This window comes from Phycisphaerae bacterium (assembly GCA_019636475.1).
Classification (GTDB): Bacteria; Planctomycetota; Phycisphaerae; order UBA1845; family UTPLA1; genus JADJRI01.
The window spans coordinates 164844-184684 of sequence record JAHBXN010000004.1; the positions used below are offsets into that span (position 1 = coordinate 164844).

At 59.9% G+C, this 19841-nt stretch carries 10 protein-coding genes; 6 read left to right on the plus strand and 4 right to left on the minus strand.

Going from position 1 to position 19841, the window contains the following annotated elements; translation table 11 throughout:
* Positions 1–15 precede the first annotated feature (15 nt).
* Positions 16–558 carry a hypothetical protein gene (locus KF841_08200; protein MBX3395335.1) on the plus strand — a complete coding sequence of 181 codons (543 nt, stop codon included), beginning with the start codon at positions 16–18 and terminating at the stop codon, positions 556–558.
* Here KF841_08200 and KF841_08205 read toward each other — a convergent pair.
* The 4 genes from KF841_08205 to KF841_08220 all read right to left on the minus strand — a co-directional run bounded on the left by KF841_08205 (position 520) and on the right by KF841_08220 (position 7046).
* On the minus strand, positions 520–1338 hold the full coding sequence (locus KF841_08205) for a hypothetical protein (protein ID MBX3395336.1): 819 nt from the start codon (positions 1336–1338) through the stop codon (positions 520–522). The two genes, KF841_08200 and KF841_08205, sit on opposite strands and share 39 nt — an antisense overlap.
* Entirely contained in the window at positions 1338–3368 is a 2031-nt protein-coding gene (locus KF841_08210; GenBank protein MBX3395337.1) for a hypothetical protein, read from the minus strand. Before KF841_08210 ends, KF841_08205 begins: the two co-directional genes overlap by 1 nt.
* A gap of 180 nt (positions 3369–3548) precedes the next feature.
* Positions 3549–6110 carry a hypothetical protein gene (locus tag KF841_08215; protein MBX3395338.1) on the minus strand — a complete coding sequence of 854 codons (2562 nt, stop codon included), beginning with the start codon at positions 6108–6110 and terminating at the stop codon, positions 3549–3551.
* A gap of 321 nt (positions 6111–6431) precedes the next feature.
* Positions 6432–7046 carry a rhodanese-like domain-containing protein gene (locus tag KF841_08220; GenBank protein ID MBX3395339.1) on the minus strand — a complete coding sequence of 205 codons (615 nt, stop codon included), beginning with the start codon at positions 7044–7046 and terminating at the stop codon, positions 6432–6434.
* A gap of 302 nt (positions 7047–7348) precedes the next feature.
* On the opposite strand from KF841_08220, the gene dnaG reads away from it, so the two are divergent.
* From dnaG to KF841_08245, 5 genes are all read left to right on the plus strand, one after another.
* The gene (gene dnaG / locus KF841_08225; protein MBX3395340.1) at positions 7349–9244 is read left to right on the plus strand and encodes a DNA primase; all 1896 of its coding nucleotides are present in this window, start codon (positions 7349–7351) and stop codon (positions 9242–9244) included.
* 261 nt (positions 9245–9505) lie between these two features.
* Positions 9506–11239: an RNA polymerase sigma factor RpoD gene (rpoD, locus tag KF841_08230; GenBank protein MBX3395341.1), complete on the plus strand. Its 1734-nt coding sequence runs from the start codon at positions 9506–9508 to the stop codon at positions 11237–11239.
* A gap of 448 nt (positions 11240–11687) precedes the next feature.
* Entirely contained in the window at positions 11688–13388 is a 1701-nt protein-coding gene (locus tag KF841_08235) for a S1 RNA-binding domain-containing protein (GenBank protein MBX3395342.1), read from the plus strand.
* A gap of 440 nt (positions 13389–13828) precedes the next feature.
* Positions 13829–17245: a PD40 domain-containing protein gene (locus tag KF841_08240; GenBank protein ID MBX3395343.1), complete on the plus strand. Its 3417-nt coding sequence runs from the start codon at positions 13829–13831 to the stop codon at positions 17243–17245.
* A gap of 344 nt (positions 17246–17589) precedes the next feature.
* On the plus strand, positions 17590–19824 hold the full coding sequence (locus tag KF841_08245) for a PQQ-like beta-propeller repeat protein (GenBank protein ID MBX3395344.1): 2235 nt from the start codon (positions 17590–17592) through the stop codon (positions 19822–19824).
* The last annotated feature ends 17 nt before the right edge of the window (positions 19825–19841 follow it).

Consider the following 19841-nt stretch of genomic DNA (forward strand, 5'->3'; position numbering starts at 1 on the left):
CCGGGAATCTCAAGATTGAATCAGGAATCCAAACATTCCGGCTCGATGCCTCAGCCCGGTCGATTCGTGGTCCGGTTTCGCGGCGCGACGCAGCAGTATCTCGCGGCCCACGAGGTTCTCGAACTGCTCGATCAGGATGCTCAGGCCGTTCAGGAGATATTCCGCGTGCATCGTGCCTATCCGGATGGCAGGCTCGATCTGGTCGGCGTGGCCCCCGTGACATTTAGCGATGTCGATGGCATCCTGCTGCTGTGCGAAACCACCCTCCAGGCCCGAGCCGACTACGATGCGCTGATCGCCGCCGCGGGACGATCGCCGCCGCCATGTCGCGTCGAGGTGCGATTTGCCCACACTCCTCATTTTGATGCGCCCCATGTGGTGGCGCTTGCCTTCTCCGCGGCTTGCGGGGAAGGCGTAGCCCAGTGGCTTGCGGCCGTCGACTTTGATTCACGCTCGCGGGTTGAAGCGTCGCCGTCGCATCGCCGCCGGTTTGAATCAGCGGTGTCGCAGGTGATACTCTCAACGACGCTGGAGCCTTCCGGCGTCGGCGGGGCGTAGAATGAGTGTCACGCTCGTGCCCACCGGCGGAATCGCTTCGGTCCTCGCCGCCAGCCACAGTGAATCGTCCGAATCGCTGTGGGATTCCGGCAGCGACAGCAATGCCGTATCAAAGTTCACTACCGTCACCACCGTGCCTTCAACGTTGGCCGCGAACCGGCCGCGCTCGTCTTTTCGCGATCCGGTGAATATCCAGTGCGTCGGCCGCATGGTCGCCTGTCTTGCGAGGTCGAGCATCCATTGCGTCGCCGGTTCCTCCACCGAGGCGCCGTCCCGTTCGTAGCGCACGAGCACGTCGACGGGGTCGCCCGATGCCTCGGTGATTTTTTCCGTCTCCCAGTCGTACATGATCGGATTTCCCGGCGTCAGTCCGATCAAGCCGAGTGCATGGTACACATGCTCCGGCAGAATGTGCATGAGCAGTATGGTCTCATGCTCCTTCGGTGTCGGGGATTTGGCATACGCAAACAGCTCGAGCTCGCCGGTACGCAAGATCACCTCGCATGACAGCTCCACCTGCGGTACGCGGTAGTCAATGCGAATCCCCGGTCGAAACTCAACAACGTTTGCGTCGGCGTCTGAAGTCGTCCGGTGCGTCTCTGACGAGGCCTCGGCGGGCTGGGTCTGTGGATTCGTCGAGACCGTCGCGTCGGACGGGGCGGACGCGGGCCGATGGTCGTCGCGGACAGGTGTCTCTCGCCGCGGAGAACATGCCGCTGCTATTCCCGTGAGAACAGACAGTCCGATCACCAGCAACTGTCGTGCAGGTCGCAGGGACATCACTCTTCTCCAATGCTCGCTCGCGCGCGTCGCAGGTTCTCTTTCGCCAGGGCGTTGTCCGGCTCGATAGCCGTCGCCCGCTCGAAGTTGCGAATCGCCTCGCGCGCCAGCCGCAGGGTTTCGTCGCCACGGCCAGCTCGGGCTGCGGCGTTTGCCAGATTTCCGTGGCAGATGCCCAGATTGATCCATGCTTCGACATAGTCTGAACGCAGTCTGACCGCTTCGTCGCAGAGCACCGCGGCGCTCTGCCACCAACCCAGCGAGATCGGAATGCTGGCGGCCGATCCGATCGCCATGGCCCGGGCCGCCGAAGGTCCGGAACGCGCCGCGATCCACGCACGCATGTCCGCATCGCGCTCCTGCACGGCGTGCTTCACGATCACCGGCACATGCTCCGGAATGCGCCGCACGAAAATGACCGCCGTTGAATCAACATGGACGAGCGCCCACTCACCGGAATCGCGGGTCATCGCCCCGATGAGCGTTTGCGTGTCCGGACCACCGTGCAGAAGCACGACGTTGATGCCGTACCGATCAAAAAATGGTCCATGCGGAACTTTGCCAAGGCCTACATCGTATGCCAATCGAAGCGTCTCCTCGCGATAGGCAAACGTGTTGGTATCGACGAACAGCTTGAATCGCTTGTCCAGCCACGGGAGCGTATTGCTCGATGCGAAGTAGTCCACGAACAGATTCGGCTTCAACTCCGGCTGCTCGGTCAGCCACGCTGCCGCCTGCCGGGCAAATGCCGACGTACTGTACCCGAAGCCGAACTCCCGGCTGATTCGGCGTTCACTGAAGTACCAGTCGCCCGATGCGACAGCCGTCGCGCCCGCCAGGCTGGCCAGGCACAGTCCGCCGATCATTACCCTGCGAACCATCTTCAGTCGCCGGCCTGTCGATACGGCGTTCAGGGCCGCAAGCGAGAGTGGAGCGGCCGCGAGCGAGAATTGTGCGATATTGCGCCGCATTTGCGTTGACATGATGAACAGCATCAACACGACCAACGCCGGCCCGATCTCGCCGCGCCGGGCGAGCAGCACCACGCCCGCCGCCGAAAGTGCCATGACTACGGCATACGCGCGAATGGTCCAGCGGTTGATCGGCAGGCTCCGGAATTCGAACGGCGACTGAAACTCCGAAATCTCCGCCCAGGCGCTTTTTTCGGCCTCGCCCGGCACGCCCCCCATGACCTCATGGCTTTGCAGGTACGCGAGCGTTCGCAGCGGAAATACGGCTGCCCGATAGCCCCACGGATGAACGAAGCACGCAACGACGGTTAACGCCGTCAGAAGGCACATGCGTCTGAATCGCTCGATGGCGAAAATGCGTTCGGCGGGGACTCGTCGCGACCGAAACGCCTGCCACGCGGCATCGCTCCAGAATGCACAGGCCGTCAAGACTCCGACCAGAAAGTAGCTGTGCAGGTTGACCCATGCGATTTGCAGAATCACCATCGCGGTCAACACGCGGAACGAAAGGCGCGTGCCGCACACGCGGCGCGTTTGCACCATGATTGCCAGTTGAATCAGCATGATGACGTAGCTGAATAATTCCGGTCGCATGCTGAATCGTTCGTACGCGCCGACCGCGGCGATCACCCACGCAAATGCCACCGCGGTCAGGCTCGCCGTGTAGGCGCGAACCGTCACGGCAATCGCCGTCATCATTACGACGATCAAACCGATCCGCAGGGCGGTCAGGCCGGTTGTGCCTGCGACACGATCCGCGAGCGCCATCACGACCTGGCTTCCCCAGTTCGCATTGACGAACGGAACCGCGGTCTCGGGCAGCAGGAATGGATCGGGTCGAAAGCCGACGATCTCGCCTTGATCGAGGAAATGTCGGCCGTAAGCAAGGTGATAACCGATGTCGAGGCTGCTCAGCTTGAACCAGCCGAGCGCCAGCACGAGCAAGCCTCCGCAGATGCAGGCCGCGAGTCCGCCCCAATCGACCTGCCGCGAGTCCGCAGACGGTCCGGGTTGCGCCGTCTCAGATTGACGATGCAGAGCTCTGGCTTGAATACCCATTGCAGTCGCGGAGTGTAATCGCCTCGTCTCCCCGGTTCACCCACCGAAGTGGAGAAAAAGTGCGATCGAATTCGAAATTGGGCTGTTCGCAAAAAAAGAGGCCGGCTCTCAAGAGAGAACCGGCCTCCGCGTGGTGTATCAGTTGTTTGGATGCTTAACGAAGCGTCGGGTCGCCCGGCATCACTCGCCGGTGAACGATGACAACGACGGGAATGCATCCGCCTCGGTTTCCTTTTGGATGATGATCGTCGGTTTGATAAGGATCAGGAGCACCTGATCGTCCTTTACGTTTGACGTATTTGAGAATGCCCGCTTCAGAATCGGAATTCGGGAAAGGATTGGGACGCCGGCGTCCACATCTCGCTCGCCGGAGAGCTTCAGACCGCCGATGAGCAGGGTACCGCCGTCCGGAACCGAAACGGTCGTCCGGATCTGCTGGGTCGTCTGCGTGGCAAGCTCGATGAATCCCGAACCCACCGTTTGCGAACCACCGAAGAACACCGTGCGGAAGTCGCCCGTCACGCGGGTGAACGTTCGCACGGTCATCGTCACATAGCGCCGGTCCGCCGAGACGGTGGCTTGCACGTCAAGGGATCGACCGGTCAAAGCCGTGTCGACCTGCGGCAGGAAGGCGCCGGCGTTGTCGCCGATGACCGGTGTCAATGCCGCGATATAGTCCTGCTCGATGAATGCCTCGAATGTTGCACGCTGGCCGTTGAAAAGAACGAGTCGCGGGGCATCGAGGTCGCTCGCGCGGCGATCGATCTGCGTCGCTCGTAGCAGGAAGTCGACCTGGATGTTGTCCAGGAAGCTTCCGAAGATCTGGAACGCCGGCGTCGTATTGGCGATGCTGCCGAGTGATCCGTTGATGTTGGTATTGGCCGGTCCCGCCAGGTCGAGCGTATTGTTCGCGATCGGAATCGGCGTGAATCGGCTGCTGTGTGGGCCGATGTCCCCGGCTGCCGGAACAAGGCCCGGCTGGCCGTAGGGCTGCCCGAATGGCTGGGTCGGCAGGTTAATTCCGACGCCGCCCGGCGCGCCCGGGGTGAAGCCGTTTCGGACGAATTGTCGGGGAACCAGCACGGGGTTGTTCGTCGCCGGGTCGAGGATCGTCGTGCGATCGAAACCCGCGTTTCCGTTATTGAGAATCACGTCGAGGTCGACGCCGATCTGCTCAAGCCAGTTTCTTGTCACCGTGATATAGCGCGCTTCAACGGCAATCTGAAGCGCCCGCGCCTTGCGCAGGTCCTTCAGGAGGTCACGAAGCTGGGCATGAGCGGTCGAAGTTTGAGTGACGATCAACTGCTGCTGCAACGACGAGATTGAGCCGACGTTTCCGCCCGCCTCGCGCCAGCTCTCGGGATCGATCGTCTCCTGGATGAGCCGGATGATCGGCTGCATCGGATCTTCGCCCGTGTCGGGTTCTTCCTCGTTGCCTTCATTACCGCCGAACAGACCACCCTGGTTTCCGCCGCCCTGGCCACCGCCGCCCAGACCCTGAAGGAATCGACCGCCGCCCAAGCCGCCTTGCTGCTGGTTCTGACCGATCTGGGAAAGGTTGATCTGCCGGCCGCGGAAAGTCGGGACCGTGATCAGCAGGTCCTGAATGTTGTAGACTTTAGTGAGGCGCCGGCGACTCAGGTCGTCCTTCGTGGAAATCCGGACGATGCCCTCATCGATCTCGTAGGCCAGTTCAACGTCGCCGCCGCCGACTTCGTTGAGAATCAGCTCGAGCGCCTGCTCGAAGCGAACGTTGTTCAGTTTGATATTGACTTCGTGTTCCTTTTCGATGGCCTGGGCTTCGAGCGCCGTCCAGTTGGGGACGATGTTCAGACCCGTCAGGGCCCGCAGCTCTTCAATGACCTGCTCGAAGGTCTTCCCGTCGAACTTCAATTCCGGAGCGATCTTGCGCAGGCGCTCGCGCGTCTGAATCGTGGCTTCCGATTCGCCTTCCGCTTCGGTGTCGCGTCGGCGAGCAGACTTCTCGAGCCAGTCGCCCGGATAGGTCACGAGATCATTGATGGGGATGCCGGCTTCATCAGTTTCGATGAACACGTCCTGCGACTCCGACCATCGATCAAGGACGGCCTTCCGGTCGCGGCGATTCTGAATGATGTCGCCGATCACTTCCTTCATCCAGAGTGCCTGGCCGTTTGAAGGATCGATCGCGAGTAGTTGATCAAGGGTTTGAATCGATTCAGCCAGGCGGCGCTCTTTGTTCAGCTCCGTCGCGCGATTCATTAACTGCTCGATCTGGCGAGCCTTGGTTTCCGATACGAGCTTCGCGGTTTCAGCTTCGCGGGCCTGAATCTCGCGGTATTGCCGCTCGATCATCTGTTCCTGATACTGTCGTTCAGCATCCTGAATGTAGCCTTCAAGGTCTCGGCCCTGCTGGCGATACAACTCGTAATCAGAGGCAGGGGTGGCGTATCGGCGATTCGTCTCAATCGTGGACTTCGCGTAGGCAAGGAGTCGATTGGCCTCTGCGAAGTTCTCGTTGATGACAGCCGTGCGTATCTCGCGCTCGGTTGCTCGGAAAGTTGCCACGGCCTTCTGCCAGAGCAATTCATGCTCGGCGGCCAGTTGATCGACCAATTTCGACTGTTCGATCGCCCTTTGGTTCTCCTCGGGCTGTGCCGCGGGCGGTGCCGAATCTGTCGGTTCATCGTCCGCTCGAACAAAGCCGCCGCAGAGCAGTAGCGCGAGCGCCGCCGCGGCGAGAAGATGTCGATCACGAATCATGGATGTCTCCTTATGACTTGCTGCGTTCCACGCAGCGGAAACAAAGGGGGCACGAACAGGAGTTTATTGTCTGAATACCTCAATACAGCAGAGGCTCGGCAGGGTTACTTCGGCAATCTAACCGATCCCAATCGGGTTGTGGTAGTTCTTCGGTGGGAACGCAGGCGTGCGGCTCAGGTCAACCCAGCTGGTTCGGTCCGTTCAACCCCCCGTGTTCACTAGACTTTACGCCGGTTCGAGGCTCAATGCAAGCATTTTCCGGGCGCATCGAACGCCCGTTTACGCGGACTTTGCCGATCGATCCCGGCGGAAGGTTCAGGTCTATTGCCCGATATCGGCCTGTATCGCCGTGTACTTCTTTGGCAGCAGCCACGGATGGTCGGAAGCCCGCAGGCTCACCCTCCAGGTCTGGCCGTGATCGCCCACCAACTGCTCATCATGAATCGCCAATGCGAGGATCCCGCCGGTCAAACTGCTTGCCGCGATTCCGCGCTCGCGCAGAAATGCTGTGGCGGGAGCGCTTCGGTCGCTCCGGGTGCAATAAACCACGACCGGCCGCGTGACCGGCCAGTTGGGGGGCCATCCCCGCTGTCGCAGTTCGTCCCAATCCAAAGACAGCGCTCCAGGAAGGTGACTGACAGCGAACTCGTTCGCGGAGCGCACATCCACGATAACGGCGTTTTCATCGTAGATAAGTCCGAGTGCGCCGGATACGCCCATCGCCGGGGCACCGGCTTTGATTTCGTACCATCTGCCAATCACCGCGATGGCCATTTCCCGGCGCCACTCGATGGCTGCCGCCACCGCCAATGCCAGTCCGACAATCAGCAACCGGCGTAAAAAGGCGGTCCGATTTTTCCTGCGAAGCCTGCCCAACTCGTCCGGAGGGGAAGGTTCGGCGTCGCTCTGCTCATGATCGGACATGTTTTGTACCATCAAATTCCTTGATTTGTGGATGTCGGCAGACGTGGCCGGCCGACCGGCAATCTCGAGAGTGAAACACCGTTATCAGACTGTGCCAAGTATTGTACGGGATTGTACTTAGGGTTTTGTCCGATACACAAAAAATCGCCGATAATTTGCCCATTCCCAATGTTGGTGTTATATTTGTGTGTCTCTACATACCCCATTCGGGGGGTGACAAGCGGCGCATGACGCGCAATACCTTGCGAGACAGGATGTTATGCAGCTAATCGGCGTCGGGCCTCTGAGAGCTCGTCACGATGGGGACCCTTTGAGTGGCCAGTCAGAAATTTTCTGATCTGACAGAGCGAATTCGTCAGGCGAGCGACATTGTCGACGTCATTTCCTCCTTTGTATCGTTGAAGCGATCCGGTAGTAATTTTAAGGGCCTCTGTCCATTTCACAATGAGAAGACGCCGTCTTTCAGCGTGCAGCCGGAAAAGCAGATTTTCCACTGTTTCGGATGCGGGCAGGGGGGCGATGTTTTCAAGTTCATCCAGGCCAAGGAAGGCATCAGTTTCTCGGAGTCCATAGAGTATCTTGCTCAGCGCGCCGGCATCGAGATTGAGAGGCCCAAGCCGCGAGACGACTCGCGTCGTTCGGATGAGCCGGGTAAATCGGATCTGGAGCGGGTCAATCGATGGGCCTTGCGCTGGTTCCAGAAGCAGTTGTGGGAATCGACGGCCGGGCAGGGCGCGAGGCACTACGTCGAAACACGCGGAATCAACACGGAGTTTGCCCGGTCCTTCGCCATCGGCTTCGCGCCGGAAAGCTGGGACGCGCTTCGCAATTCAGCGGCGGCCGCGGAGATTCCGACGGAGTGGCTCGCCGTCGCGGGCCTGCTGCGTCGACGCGAAGATGGGACGACCTACGATGCGTTCCGCAATCGGCTCATTTTTCCAATCTTCGATTCAATGAATCGGGTCGTCGGCTTTGGCGGCCGGGCGCTGGGGGATGATCCGGCGAAGTATGTGAATTCGCCGCAGAATCTATTGTTCGACAAGAGTCGCTGTCTCTTCGGAATTCAAAACGCGAAGGACCCATTCGCGCGGACGCGCGTGGCCGTCGTGGTTGAGGGCTACATTGACTGTCTGCTGGCGCAGCAGCACGGCTTCGGACACACGGTCGCGACCCTGGGCACTGCGTTGACAGCGGAGCACGCCCGTTTGCTTCGGCGGTATGTCGATCGGGTCACTCTCGTTTTCGATTCAGACGATGCGGGGCGGAAGGCGGCGGATCGATCACTGGGCGTTTTCATCAGTGAGCGGCTGGATGTCCGGCTTTCGCACGTCCCAAAAGGGAAAGACCCGGCTGATTTGCTCGTTTCAGAGGGGGCGAAGTCCTTCGAGGCTGTTTTGACCTCAGCGGTTGACGCGCTAGAATTCAAATGGAATCAGGTCAGACATCGCTACCGCGGTGCTGAGTCTGGTGTGGACCGAATGCAGGCGATGGAAGAGTACCTGTCTCTGGTCGCCAGTTCGGCTGATTTTGGCGCCATCGTGCCGATTCAACGGGGGTTAATTCTCAATCAGGTGGGGAAACTGCTGGGCCTGTCGATCGATGAAGTTAATCGACAGATGCGTATCGTTTCTCGCCGGAACGCGCCCGTCGCGGGCCCGGCGGCGATGCCTTCGCGGACCGTCCGGACACGCGGGGAGCGGACGACGGTAGTTCGTGAGATTGTTTCGGTGCTGCTGAACGCCCCGGAACTTCATGAATCGATCGCGGCGGATTTCGACGCGGCGGACGTTGACGATCCCGTGTTAAGGGACATCATCGTGGCACTAAAAGAGATGCTTGCCGACGAGGCTCATGCGTTCGATGTCTCTCGGCTGATCGGCCGATTTGAATCGACTGAAGCCGCGCGGTTAATCGCCCGGATGTACGCCGAAGGCGATCGCTGCGGCAACCACGAGGCGTCGCTGGCTCATTGCATGGAACGTCTGGCCGAGATTCGCGACGCGGAGTATCGCGAGCGTCTGCTGGCCGAGTTGAAATCCAAGGAAAGTTCGAAAGCCCTCATGGAGGAGGCTAGCTTGAACGGGTGCAGTTCGGCGACGCAGGACGCACAACGTGCGATGGCCGTCGCGATAACGGATGTATCCCGCCGAGTGAGTCATTTTGCACCGCGGAAGTATCTGGCCGGCCCGCCGATCAAGGGCGCCGACTGAAGCGGATCGCAAGACGCCGGGAGTCGGCGCAGTAAGGGACTGAAACGAGAGTAAAGGAGACAGGACACCGTTTTCGATTTTTCGTGAATTGCGTATGAACTTCACGAACGATCGCCAGACAAACGAACGACGCGCAGTTTGACCTGGTCCTGCGTGTCGGAGCACCATGCGGTGACTGCTGTAGGAGGCAGGCCCGGATGCGGCTCCATTCGGTTGTTTGGTTCGGGTCCGCATTTGGAGCTGCACGGAGTGTCTCGATTAATGAGCAAGAAAAACGCGAATGCGACGGCCGTCATCAGTGCCCCGCCCGCCGACTCGATTGATTCCGCGATTACGGAGTTGATCAACACGGGTCGGGGACGCGGCTTCCTGACGTGGGAGGAACTGAACGAGGCGCTTCCGGACGAGGCCGTAATGCCGGATCGCCTGGAGTCGATACTGCTGCGCCTGGAGGAGAGCGGCATCGACATGGTGGACGAGGCGGATGTTTCGAAAATCGTCTCTGCCGATCCGTCCGCCAAGAAGTCGGTCGCGGTGGGTGCGGCCGTGGTGACAGCGGATGATGAGGCCACGGTTGAGACGCCGAGCCGGCGTATCGACGATCCGGTCCGGATGTATCTCACCCAGATGGGCGAGATTCCGCTGTTGACGCGCACGGAAGAAATTTCTCTGGCCAAGAAGATCGAACTGACCCGGATGGCTTTTCGTCGAATGGTGCTGGAATCCGATTGCAGCCTGAATACGGCGGCTGAACTGCTCCAGGCGGTGCATGACGGGACGTTGCCATTCGACCGGACGATGAAGATTTCGACGGGGGAGAATCAGGCGAAGCAGACGGTTCTGCAGCGATTGCCGGGGAACCTGAAGACCGCACGGCGCTTGATGGAGCAGAATCAGGAGAACTGGGTCAAGCTCGAAGATTCGAGTCTTTCCGCGAAGGCGGTGGACGATATCTGGCGGTCGATCAACCGGAGTCGGCGAAAGTGCGTGCGCCTGTTCGAGGAACTCGCGCTGCGCACGAGCAAAGTGACGCCGATGATGCGCAAACTGTTCGCGTTGTCAGACAAGATGATGGACCTCGATCGCCGGCTTAACGATCCTCGCACCGTTGATTCCGCTCCGGCGGAGGAAATCGAGGCGATGCGCGACGAATTGGCGGGACTTCAGGACCTCGTGCTTGAGACGCCTGAGATGCTGCGCCGGCGCGTGATCAATATCCGGCGAATCTACGCGGAATATGAAGACGCGAAGCGGAAGCTGTCCGGCGGCAATCTGCGTCTTGTCGTGTCGATCGCGAAGAAGTACCGCAACCGCGGATTGCCGTTCCTCGACATCATTCAGGAAGGCAACACGGGATTGATGCGAGCGGTCGACAAGTACGAGTACAAGCGCGGCTACAAATTCAGCACGTACGCGACGTGGTGGATTCGCCAGGCGATCACCCGCGCGATTGCGGATCATGCCCGCACCATTCGCATTCCGGTTCACATGATCGAAACGATGAGCCGTCTGCGGAATATCTCCCGTGAACTGCTCCAGGAACTCGGCCGCGAACCGACGATGGACGAAATCGCCAAGCGCGCGAAAATGCCGATCGGCGAAGTCCGCCGCGTCATGAAGATCAGCCGGCATCCCATCTCGCTCGATCGTCCGGTCGGCGAGGGCGAGGATTCGTACTTCGGTGACTTCATCGAGGACGGTTCGGCTGAGAGCCCGGTGAGCACGGCCAGCAACGAGATGTTGAAGGATCGCATCGAGCAGGTACTGAAGAGCCTGACCTACCGCGAGCGCGAGATCATCAAGCTGCGATACGGGATTGGTGACGGCTACACCTACACGCTCGAAGAGGTCGGCAAGATCTTCAAGGTCACGCGAGAGCGCGTGCGTCAGGTCGAAGCGAAGGCGATTCGGAAGCTCCAGCATCCGGTCCGCTGCCGAAAGCTGGAAGGCTTTCTGGACCGGGACGGCAATCTGAAGCAGCCGGAGGACTTTTGAGTCCGGCCGCCTTGATTCGGCGGATTGAATTGCCGCCGGAGCGGCGCTGAACTGCACAAATCGGATGCATCAAAGGCCTCGGTGTGCGTGGACACGCCGGGGCCTTTTCCATTGAAGGCCCGCATTTGTTGCAGTTTTTTCAGGATCTGATGAACCTGGTGCAATGGACTCGACTTGGCACTGGGATTCGGGTATCTTCTAGGGTCTCAGAATTGGAGAATGGTTCGGACACAGTCTGGCGCAATCAGATACACCGAAAGAATGAAGACTTCAGCCGATCTCGGAGGCAGGACCGAGCCGCTCGCTTTGCGTCGGCTTTTTGATGCCGTCTGTGCCCGGTCGGCTTGCCCCCGTTAGTTGCCGCCGAGCGACAGGAGTCGCAAACGCGGCATCGCCTGCGCGGCAGTTTGTTCCGTCGCGCGTCAGTGACTCAGGAAAGTCTTTGGTCATGGATCCCACGTCAAACCCATCCGCGTTTAGTTCTGACAAGCCTGATCTCTCCACCGAAGCGCGCCCGCCGGAATCGCCACATGATGAACTGGCTTCCGCGTCGGGCTCGGCACAACGGCAAGGTTCCGCGCGACTGGTGGAAGGCGCGCCTCGCACTGCGGCAGGGACGCCAGACAAGTTTTCGGCGGCTGATCTCGCGGCCTCCATTGCCAGCGATCAGGACGAATCGATCGATCGCGAGCTGGAAGCCGCCATGGCTGAACTGAAGTCGTCCGGCGCGGCGGAGACCGCTCCGTCCATGCCATCGGCCGGTGAACCGAAGGCGGGAGACCTTCTGCGTGGACGCGTGGCGAACATCGGATCTGAAGATGTGCTGATCGACTTCGGCACCAAGATGCTTGGTGTGGTTCCGAAAATGGAAATCGACAAGCACGAGTCCTACGCGGTCGGTGATGCGATCGAGGTGCTGGTCCTAGGCACTGATGATGTCGGCGGCCTGTTGAAGGTTTCGCGAAAGCAGGCCAAGCAGGCTTCTATCATGAAGAACATGCACGTCGGCCTGGTTGTTGAAGGCAAGGTCACGGGCATGAACAAGGGCGGCCTGGAGGTGGATATCGAGGGCATTCGCGGGTTCATTCCCGCGAGCCAGGTTGACGTACACTTCGTGAAGGATATATCCGATCTGATCGGCCAGGCGGTTCACGTCGAAGTGACCAAGTTCGACCTTGAGGAGAAGAGCGTCGTTCTGTCGCGCCGCAAAGTTCTGCAGCGTGAATCGGAGGCGAATCGCGAGAAACAGTTTGACCTGCTGAAAGTGGGAGAGACCAGACGCGGCAAGGTCAAGAATCTCGCCGAGTATGGCGCGTTCGTTGATCTGGGCGGCGTGGACGGACTGCTGCACATCAGCGACATGAGCTGGGGCCGCGTCAATAAGCCTGAAGACGTCGTCAAGGTCGGCGACGAGATTGAAGTCAAGATCACCAAGATCAACAAAGAGAAGAAGAAAATCTCGCTGAGCCTGAAGCAGGTCACGCCCAATCCCTGGACGTCGGCGGCCGAGAAATACTCCGCCGGGTCGAAGGTAAGCGGGCGCGTTGTGCGCCTGCAGAGCTTCGGCGCATTTGTGGAACTGGAGCCGGGGCTGGATGCGCTGTTGCCGGTGAGTGAAATGAGCTGGACTCAGCGCGTTCGTCAGGCATCGGATGTTGTGAAGGAAGGCGACGTGATTGAGGCCGTGGTGCTGAGCTGCGAGCCTGAGAAGGAACGCGTGTCGTTGAGCCTCAAGGCACTGAAGGGCGATCCGTGGGAGGCTGTCGCGGAACGGTATCCGGCCGGTTCGAAAGTCACCGGCAAAGTTGTCCGCACGACCGATTTCGGCGCGTTCGTCAACCTGGAAGAGGGTGTGGACGCGTTGATTCACATCTCCGAGCTGTCGGATCGCCATGTGAAGGCAGTGACTGATGTGGTCAAGGTTGGGCAGGAAATCGAAGCGCGCGTGCTCAAGCTTGACCGCGAAGCGAAGAAGATCGGCCTTTCTTTGAAGGAGCCGCCGCCAGAGCCGTCGCCGGAAGAGATTGCCCGCGAGAAGGCGGAGCAGGCGGCAGCGGAGAAGCGCCGCAACAAGCCTCGTCGCGGCGGACTGACCATCGATTGGGGCCAGGGTCTGGGCTCGCTCGATCCGTCGAAATTCGCCCGTTGAACCCTTCGCCGTTTCCGAATAATCAACACGCCGGGCACTGATGAGGGTGCGATGCTACCTTTCTGCGCCGACTCATCCAATTCCGCGCTTCGGTCGATTGCAGGGTCAAAAAGTGCGTCAGGATGTTGAATCGACACTGTCGGCGGGTGTTTTGCGTTGATCGGCTCGATTTCGCCATCTGGGGCTTCTGCTCTGATCGCTTCGCATTGCCCCGATCGGAACCGGTCGGCGTGTTCGGCCGGTGATGAAGCGTGAGTGTCAGTCTCCGTCATCGTTTCTGAGCATGAAAGCTCGCATTCATTTCGACGGTCCGGGCTTGTGTCGCGGAATTCGGATATCGCGAGTATGTTGTTGCCCATCGACCGGTGCGGCGCCGGTCCCGTCTTAGACAGCCATTTTTCAAAACGGCCCGATTTTCGCGGTTCGTTCGGGGAGAGTCGATGAACGTGGTTCGATCTGCATTTTCGGTGTCATCTTCGTTGCAGTGGCGCGGACTGCTTATTGCGGTGATTTCGGGAATCGTACCGGCGACCGGCATTGCCTCGGACGGACATCAGCCACACGGTGGGATGCTCCGATTTCCGGATGTGAGCGCGACGAAGATTGTATTCGTATATGCCAATGATCTTTGGCTGGTGCCGCGGACGGGGGGCGTTGCCACTCCTCTGGCATCTCCGCCCGGCGCGGAACTGCTGCCGAAGTTCAGCCCGGACGGTTCGCAGATCGCATTTGTCGGCAACTACGAGGGCAATCGCGATCTGTACGTCATTCCGACCGAGGGCGGCATTTCTCGTCGCGTGACCTATCATCCGGCCGCGGAGCAACTCTGCGATTGGACGCCGGACGGGCAATTGCTCTACATGACCAACGGTTTCGCGGGACTCGCTCGTCAGCAGCAGCTTTACATGGTCCCGACGAGCGGCGTGATGCCGTCGGCGCTGCCAGTGCCGTATGGTGCGAACGGCGCGGTGAGCGCGGATGGAGAATGGCTTGCGTATACGCCGCACGCGATCGATTTTCGTACGTGGAAGCGCTATCGCGGCGGCATGCAGACGGATATCTGGCTGCTGAATCTGAAGTCGAAGCAGTCCCGGCAGATTACGGATTGGGAGGGAATGGACACGCTCCCGATGTGGCATGGCAAGACCGTGTACTACCTATGCGACACGGGCAAGAACCATCGACTCAATATCTGGGCGTATGACACAGCCTCGGCACAGCGCCGGCAGATCACGGACTTCGCCGAGTATGATGTGAAATGGCCTTCAATCGGGCCGGGTGCCGATGGTGGAGGTGAGATCGTATTCCAGTATGGGCCGAAGCTGTATCTGCTGGATCTGAAGACCGAACAGTCCACGCCGGTTGAGGTTGAGATTCCGGGGGATCGGCCGAAGTTGCGGCGTCGTCAGATCGATGCGGATGAGTGGATTTCCTCGTGGGACATTTCGCCGACGGGGGCGCGCGCGGTGTTCAGCGCTCGCGGCGACATCTGGACCGTGCCGTCAAGAAAGGGGGCGCCGCGCCGGCTCACGCGAAGCGACGGGGCATTTGACCGCGACGGGACATGGAGCCCCGACGGCCAGTGGATTGCTTACCTGTCAGACGATTCCGGCGAGTACGAGCTTTACGTTGTTCAGTCGGACGGGAAGTCGGCTGCCCGCCGCGTCACGAAGGACGGCGCGTGCTTTCGTTTCATGGCTTCGTGGTCTCCGAATTCAAAGCAACTGCTGTTCACGGACAAAACCGGAGCGATCTATATTTGCACGCTGGAGACCGGCGAGGTGAAGCAGATCGAGAAGGATCCGTGGAGCGATCAGGTGCGGCCGAACTGGTCGCGCGATTCGCGTTGGCTGGTGTATTCGATGAATGGCGAGAATCGCAATGCCGCGATCTGGCTTTACGATGTGGCGAAGGGCGAGCGCCATCAGGTGACGAGCGGCATGTTCGACGATGTGTCGCCCTGTTTCGACCGTGACGGCGACTTTATTTATTTCGCCAGTCATCGCGATTTCTCGTCGCCGGTGTATGAAGATCTTGGCACGACCTGGGTCTATTCGAATACGTCAAAACTGGTCGCTGTTCCGCTGCGGCGCGACGTCAAATCGCCGCTTGCTCCGCAGAATGATGAAGAGAAGCCGAGTGGCGATGCGGACAAGAAGGATGGTGACAAGAAGGAATCCAAAGAGGGTGACAAGGCCGGCGCCGAAAAAGGCGACGGCGACAAGCCGGAGTCGGGCGAGTCAAAAGACAAGGACGAGAAGAAGAAGGAAGTGAAGCCGGTCGAGATCGACCTTGAGGGTTTTGAGGCGCGGGCGCTTGAACTGCCGGTTGATCGAGGGCAGTTCTACGGGCTTTGCGTGAACGACAAGGGGCAGTTGATTTACACCCGCGCCGCCCGGGGTTCCGGCGACAAGCCGTCGATCAGGCTGCTCGATTTGAAGGATGAGAAGGCGGACAAGAAAGAGGAAAAGACCGTTGCGGCCGACGTGGCCGAGTTCGTGATGAGCGATGATGGCAAGAAACTGCTCATTCGCAAGGACGCCAAGTCCTACTTTGTGGTGGATGCGGCGGTCGATCAGAAGCTGGAGAAGTCGGTTCCGTTGTCCGGGATGCGAATTGACGTGGACCCGCGTGCAGAATGGTGCCAGATTTTCATGGAAGCCTGGCGACTGCACCGAGATTACTTCTACGTTTCAAACATGCATGGGATGGACTGGCAGGCCGTTCGCAGGCAGTATGAGCCGATGCTGGCGGATTGCACGTCGCGTGAGGACGTGACTTATGTGATCGGCGAGATGATCTCTGAATTGAACGTGGGGCATGCGTACGTGAGGGGGCTTGGTGATACCGACAAGGAGCCGAGTGTGGCGGTCGGGATGCTCTCGTGTGATTTCTCGCTGGAGAACGGAGCCTATCGCATCGGGAAGATCCACGAAGGCGGACCCTGGGACACGGACGCGCGCAGTCCGCTTCGTGCGCCCGGGAACCTGGTCAACGAGGGGGAGTATCTGCTGGCGGTCAACGGCGTGCCGGTGGATGTGACGCGTGATCCTTGGGCGGCATTTCAGGGACTGGCGGGCGCAACGGTGACGCTGACGGTGAGCGAGAAGCCGGCGATGGACGACAAGGCGCGCGAGGTCCTGGTCACGACACTTCCCGGAGAGGGTTCACAGCGATATCGCGCGTGGATCGAGCGTAATCGAAAATACGTCGCGGACCGTTCGGACGGCCGCGTGGGCTACATTTACGTTCCCAATACCGGCGTTGATGGCCAGAACGATCTCGTGCGGCAGTTCCACGGACAAAAGGACAAGGCTGCGCTTATTATCGACGAACGCTGGAATGGCGGGGGGCAAATTCCGACGCGGTTCATCGAGCTGCTCAATCGTCCGGTGACGAATTACTGGGCGCGGCGCGACGGTCGCGACTGGATGTGGCCGCCGGATTCGCAGCAGGGGCCGAAGTGCATGCTGATCAACGGCCTCGCAGGCAGCGGCGGCGACATGTTCCCGTGGTTGTTCCGGCACAACAAACTGGGCCAGTTGATCGGCACGCGAACCTGGGGTGGCCTGGTCGGCATCAGCGGCAATCCATCTTTCATAGATGGTGGAAACACCAATGTTCCGACGTTCGGGTTTTACGAGACGGATGGGACCTGGGGTGTCGAGGGCCACGGCGTTGATCCTGACATTCTGGTCGTGGATGATCCCGCTCAAATGCAGGACGGCGCCGATCCGCAGCTTGATCGTGCGATCAGTCTGATGCTCGAAGAAATCAAGCGTCATCCTTACGCCCCGCCGAAGCGCCCGGATTCACCGGATCGCCGGGGCATGGGGCTTCCCGAGACGGATCGTTAGGAATGCCGCGAGGCGCCATGGAACCGAAATGAGGGGAGAATGACGCCGCGCACCTTCACGGCGGTGAAGGCCGCTTCCCGTATTCGCCGGGCGCTGGTAGTCTGATACCGTTCGGACACGCCGGTTTACGGAATTAAGACGGTTTGAATGAAGCGTAGTTGGTGAACGGCGCGAGGATTGTGCCGTCAGCGACAGCCGTAGGAAAAGGCCGCACCTATTTGCGAAAGTGGGTTTTCCAATTGAGGAGCATGATGATGCACCGCATTCGTAACGAGCTTGGGGGTCGGATCTCAATCCATGCATTCGCAGGGATATTGGCTTGTGCCTATTTCGGAATTGCGGGTTTGCCGACGTTGGCTGCCGATTCGATTCCGCTCAAGCCGAAGTACGCCGGGCCCACCACGGTCTATGCCTCGTTCGACACCGAATCGGTTCAGAAGACGACCGGTCCGGACGGTAAGCCGATGGACATCAAGACTCGATCCTTCTACGGACTGATCGAGGACGTGGCCTCGAAGGGTGATGCGATTGAAATCAGGGCCACGCTCGATCGGTTGACCGGCTACATGTCGTTCAGTCCTGCGATTGCCTCGGTCTATGACACTGACGCGCCGGATTCCGAGGATGCTTCTCCGGATTACAAGGCCGCCTTCACCCCCATCCTGGACAAGCCCATGAAGATCGTTATCGGCGCGGATGGACTTGCTCGGTCAATCGAGGGTGGAGAGGCGATTCGCAAGGAACTCACGGACCTCGGTCCGCAGAATTTCGTGGCGAAAAGCCTGTCGGACGAGGATATGTCGGACGCGCAGCTCAAGGCGATTTTCGGTGAACTCCCATTCGCGTTGTTTGCGAATCGCGATGTAAAGCCGGGGGACACGTGGAAGCAGACGCGGCACGAGGCATTTGGTCAGGCCGGCCGCGCGATTCTCACTTACGAATGCAAACTGGATCGCATCGAAAAGTCTGACAACGGTGAGATCGCTATCGTCACTTTCTCCGGAACTGTCGCAAAGGACCCCGATGAGAAGCCGGCGGAAAATAAGCGTCCCAGCAAGATCGACGGATCCATCACCGGCATCGGCCGGTTCGATGTGCAGCGCGGCGCGTTCGTCGAGGTTCGACGCGAGATCAATTCGAAGATCGAGGTGCCGCCGTGGTGGAGCCAGGATCCGGACGCCCCCATGATGAAGCTTGAGATTGAGACGAAGCAGGTCTATTCCATCGCGCCGGTCGGGGATCGCATCAAAGCCAAGAGCGAAAACCGACAGCGCATCGCGGCGGCCGAAGCCGCGCGAGAGGCGGAGGAAGCGGCTGCGCTGGCGGAGCCGGCTGACCCGGTAACCGCGGCCAATGCCCCGACACCCTGGTTGCAGTGGGGCGGTCCGGATCGCAATTTCTGCAGCAGTGCCACGGGCCTGGCCAATCGGTGGCCCAAAGACGGTCCGCCGAAGCTGTGGGAGCGCCCGCTGGGCGACGGATTTTCAGCGATCGTGAGCGACATCGATACGCTGTACACGCAGTATTCGATCCGGGACAAAGATGACGCATTCAAAGGTGATGAAGTCGTTGTCGCGCTCGATGCAAAGACCGGGGAAACCCGATGGGAGCATCGATATGCCGCGCCCTGGCCAAAGGACTTGCAGATGGAGTTCGGTCCCGGGCCTCACAGCACGCCGCTCCTGGTGGGCGATCGGCTGTTCGCAATCGGATCGACGGCGAAGCTGCACTGCCTCGACAAGAAGACCGGCAAGGTGATCTGGTCGCATGACCTCCATGAGAAGTACAAGGCGTCGCTGCAAATGCGCGGTTATGGCTCGAGCCCGCTTGCCTTTGAAGACAAGATCATCCTTCCGGTCAGCAAGGAAGGCGACAACGCGCTGATGGCATTCAATCAGTCGGACGGATCCGTGGCATGGCATGGAGGCGACTTCAGTCCGGGGTATGCATCGCTGCTGGCCATCACGTCGCATGGCGTCAAACAACTGATCGCATTCAGCGGCAGCGCCGTCATGGGACTTGACCCGAAGGACGGCAGGAAGTTGTGGTCCGTGGATCATCCCACTCAGTGGGGCGCGAACATATCGACGCCGGTCTGGTGCGGGGCGGACAATTTGCTTTTCGTCTCGTCGGCTTACGGAATGGGCAGCCGCGGCATTGAACTTGAGATGGCCGGCAGTCAGCCGGCCGCCAAGGAAATCTGGTTCAATCCAAAGCTCAAGATTCAGCACGGTGACGCGGTTCGAGTCGGAGACTGGGTTTATGGCAGCAGCGGCGATTTCGGGCCGGCGTTCTTCGCGTGCGTAAATGCCAGGAACGGAAAGATGGGCTGGCGGCAGCGCGGCATCTCCAAGGCAAACGTGCTTTCGGCCGACGGCAAACTGATCGTCTTCGATGAGGACGGTCAACTTGTGCTGATCAAGGCAGATCCGGAAAAGTATCGCCTTCTGGCTAAAACCAAGGGCCTATGCAAGAAAACAGCATGGACGGTTCCAACGCTTGTCGGTCGCACGCTGTATCTGCGCGATCGGGAGAAGATCCTGGCTCTTGATCTGGGGGTGGGCAAGGACGCGGGGTAATCCTGCCGCCGTCGCTG

Coding starts and splice junctions, on each gene's coding strand:
- KF841_08240 (MBX3395343.1), top strand. CDS start 13,829: ATGAACGTGGTTCGATCTGCATTTTCGGTGTCATCTTCGTTGCAGTGG.
- KF841_08205 (MBX3395336.1), bottom strand. CDS start 1,338: ATGTCCCTGCGACCTGCACGACAGTTGCTGGTGATCGGACTGTCTGTT.
- rpoD (MBX3395341.1), top strand. CDS start 9,506: ATGAGCAAGAAAAACGCGAATGCGACGGCCGTCATCAGTGCCCCGCCC.
- KF841_08220 (MBX3395339.1), bottom strand. CDS start 7,046: ATGGTACAAAACATGTCCGATCATGAGCAGAGCGACGCCGAACCTTCC.
- KF841_08215 (MBX3395338.1), bottom strand. CDS start 6,110: ATGATTCGTGATCGACATCTTCTCGCCGCGGCGGCGCTCGCGCTACTG.
- KF841_08235 (MBX3395342.1), top strand. CDS start 11,688: ATGGATCCCACGTCAAACCCATCCGCGTTTAGTTCTGACAAGCCTGAT.
- KF841_08210 (MBX3395337.1), bottom strand. CDS start 3,368: ATGGGTATTCAAGCCAGAGCTCTGCATCGTCAATCTGAGACGGCGCAA.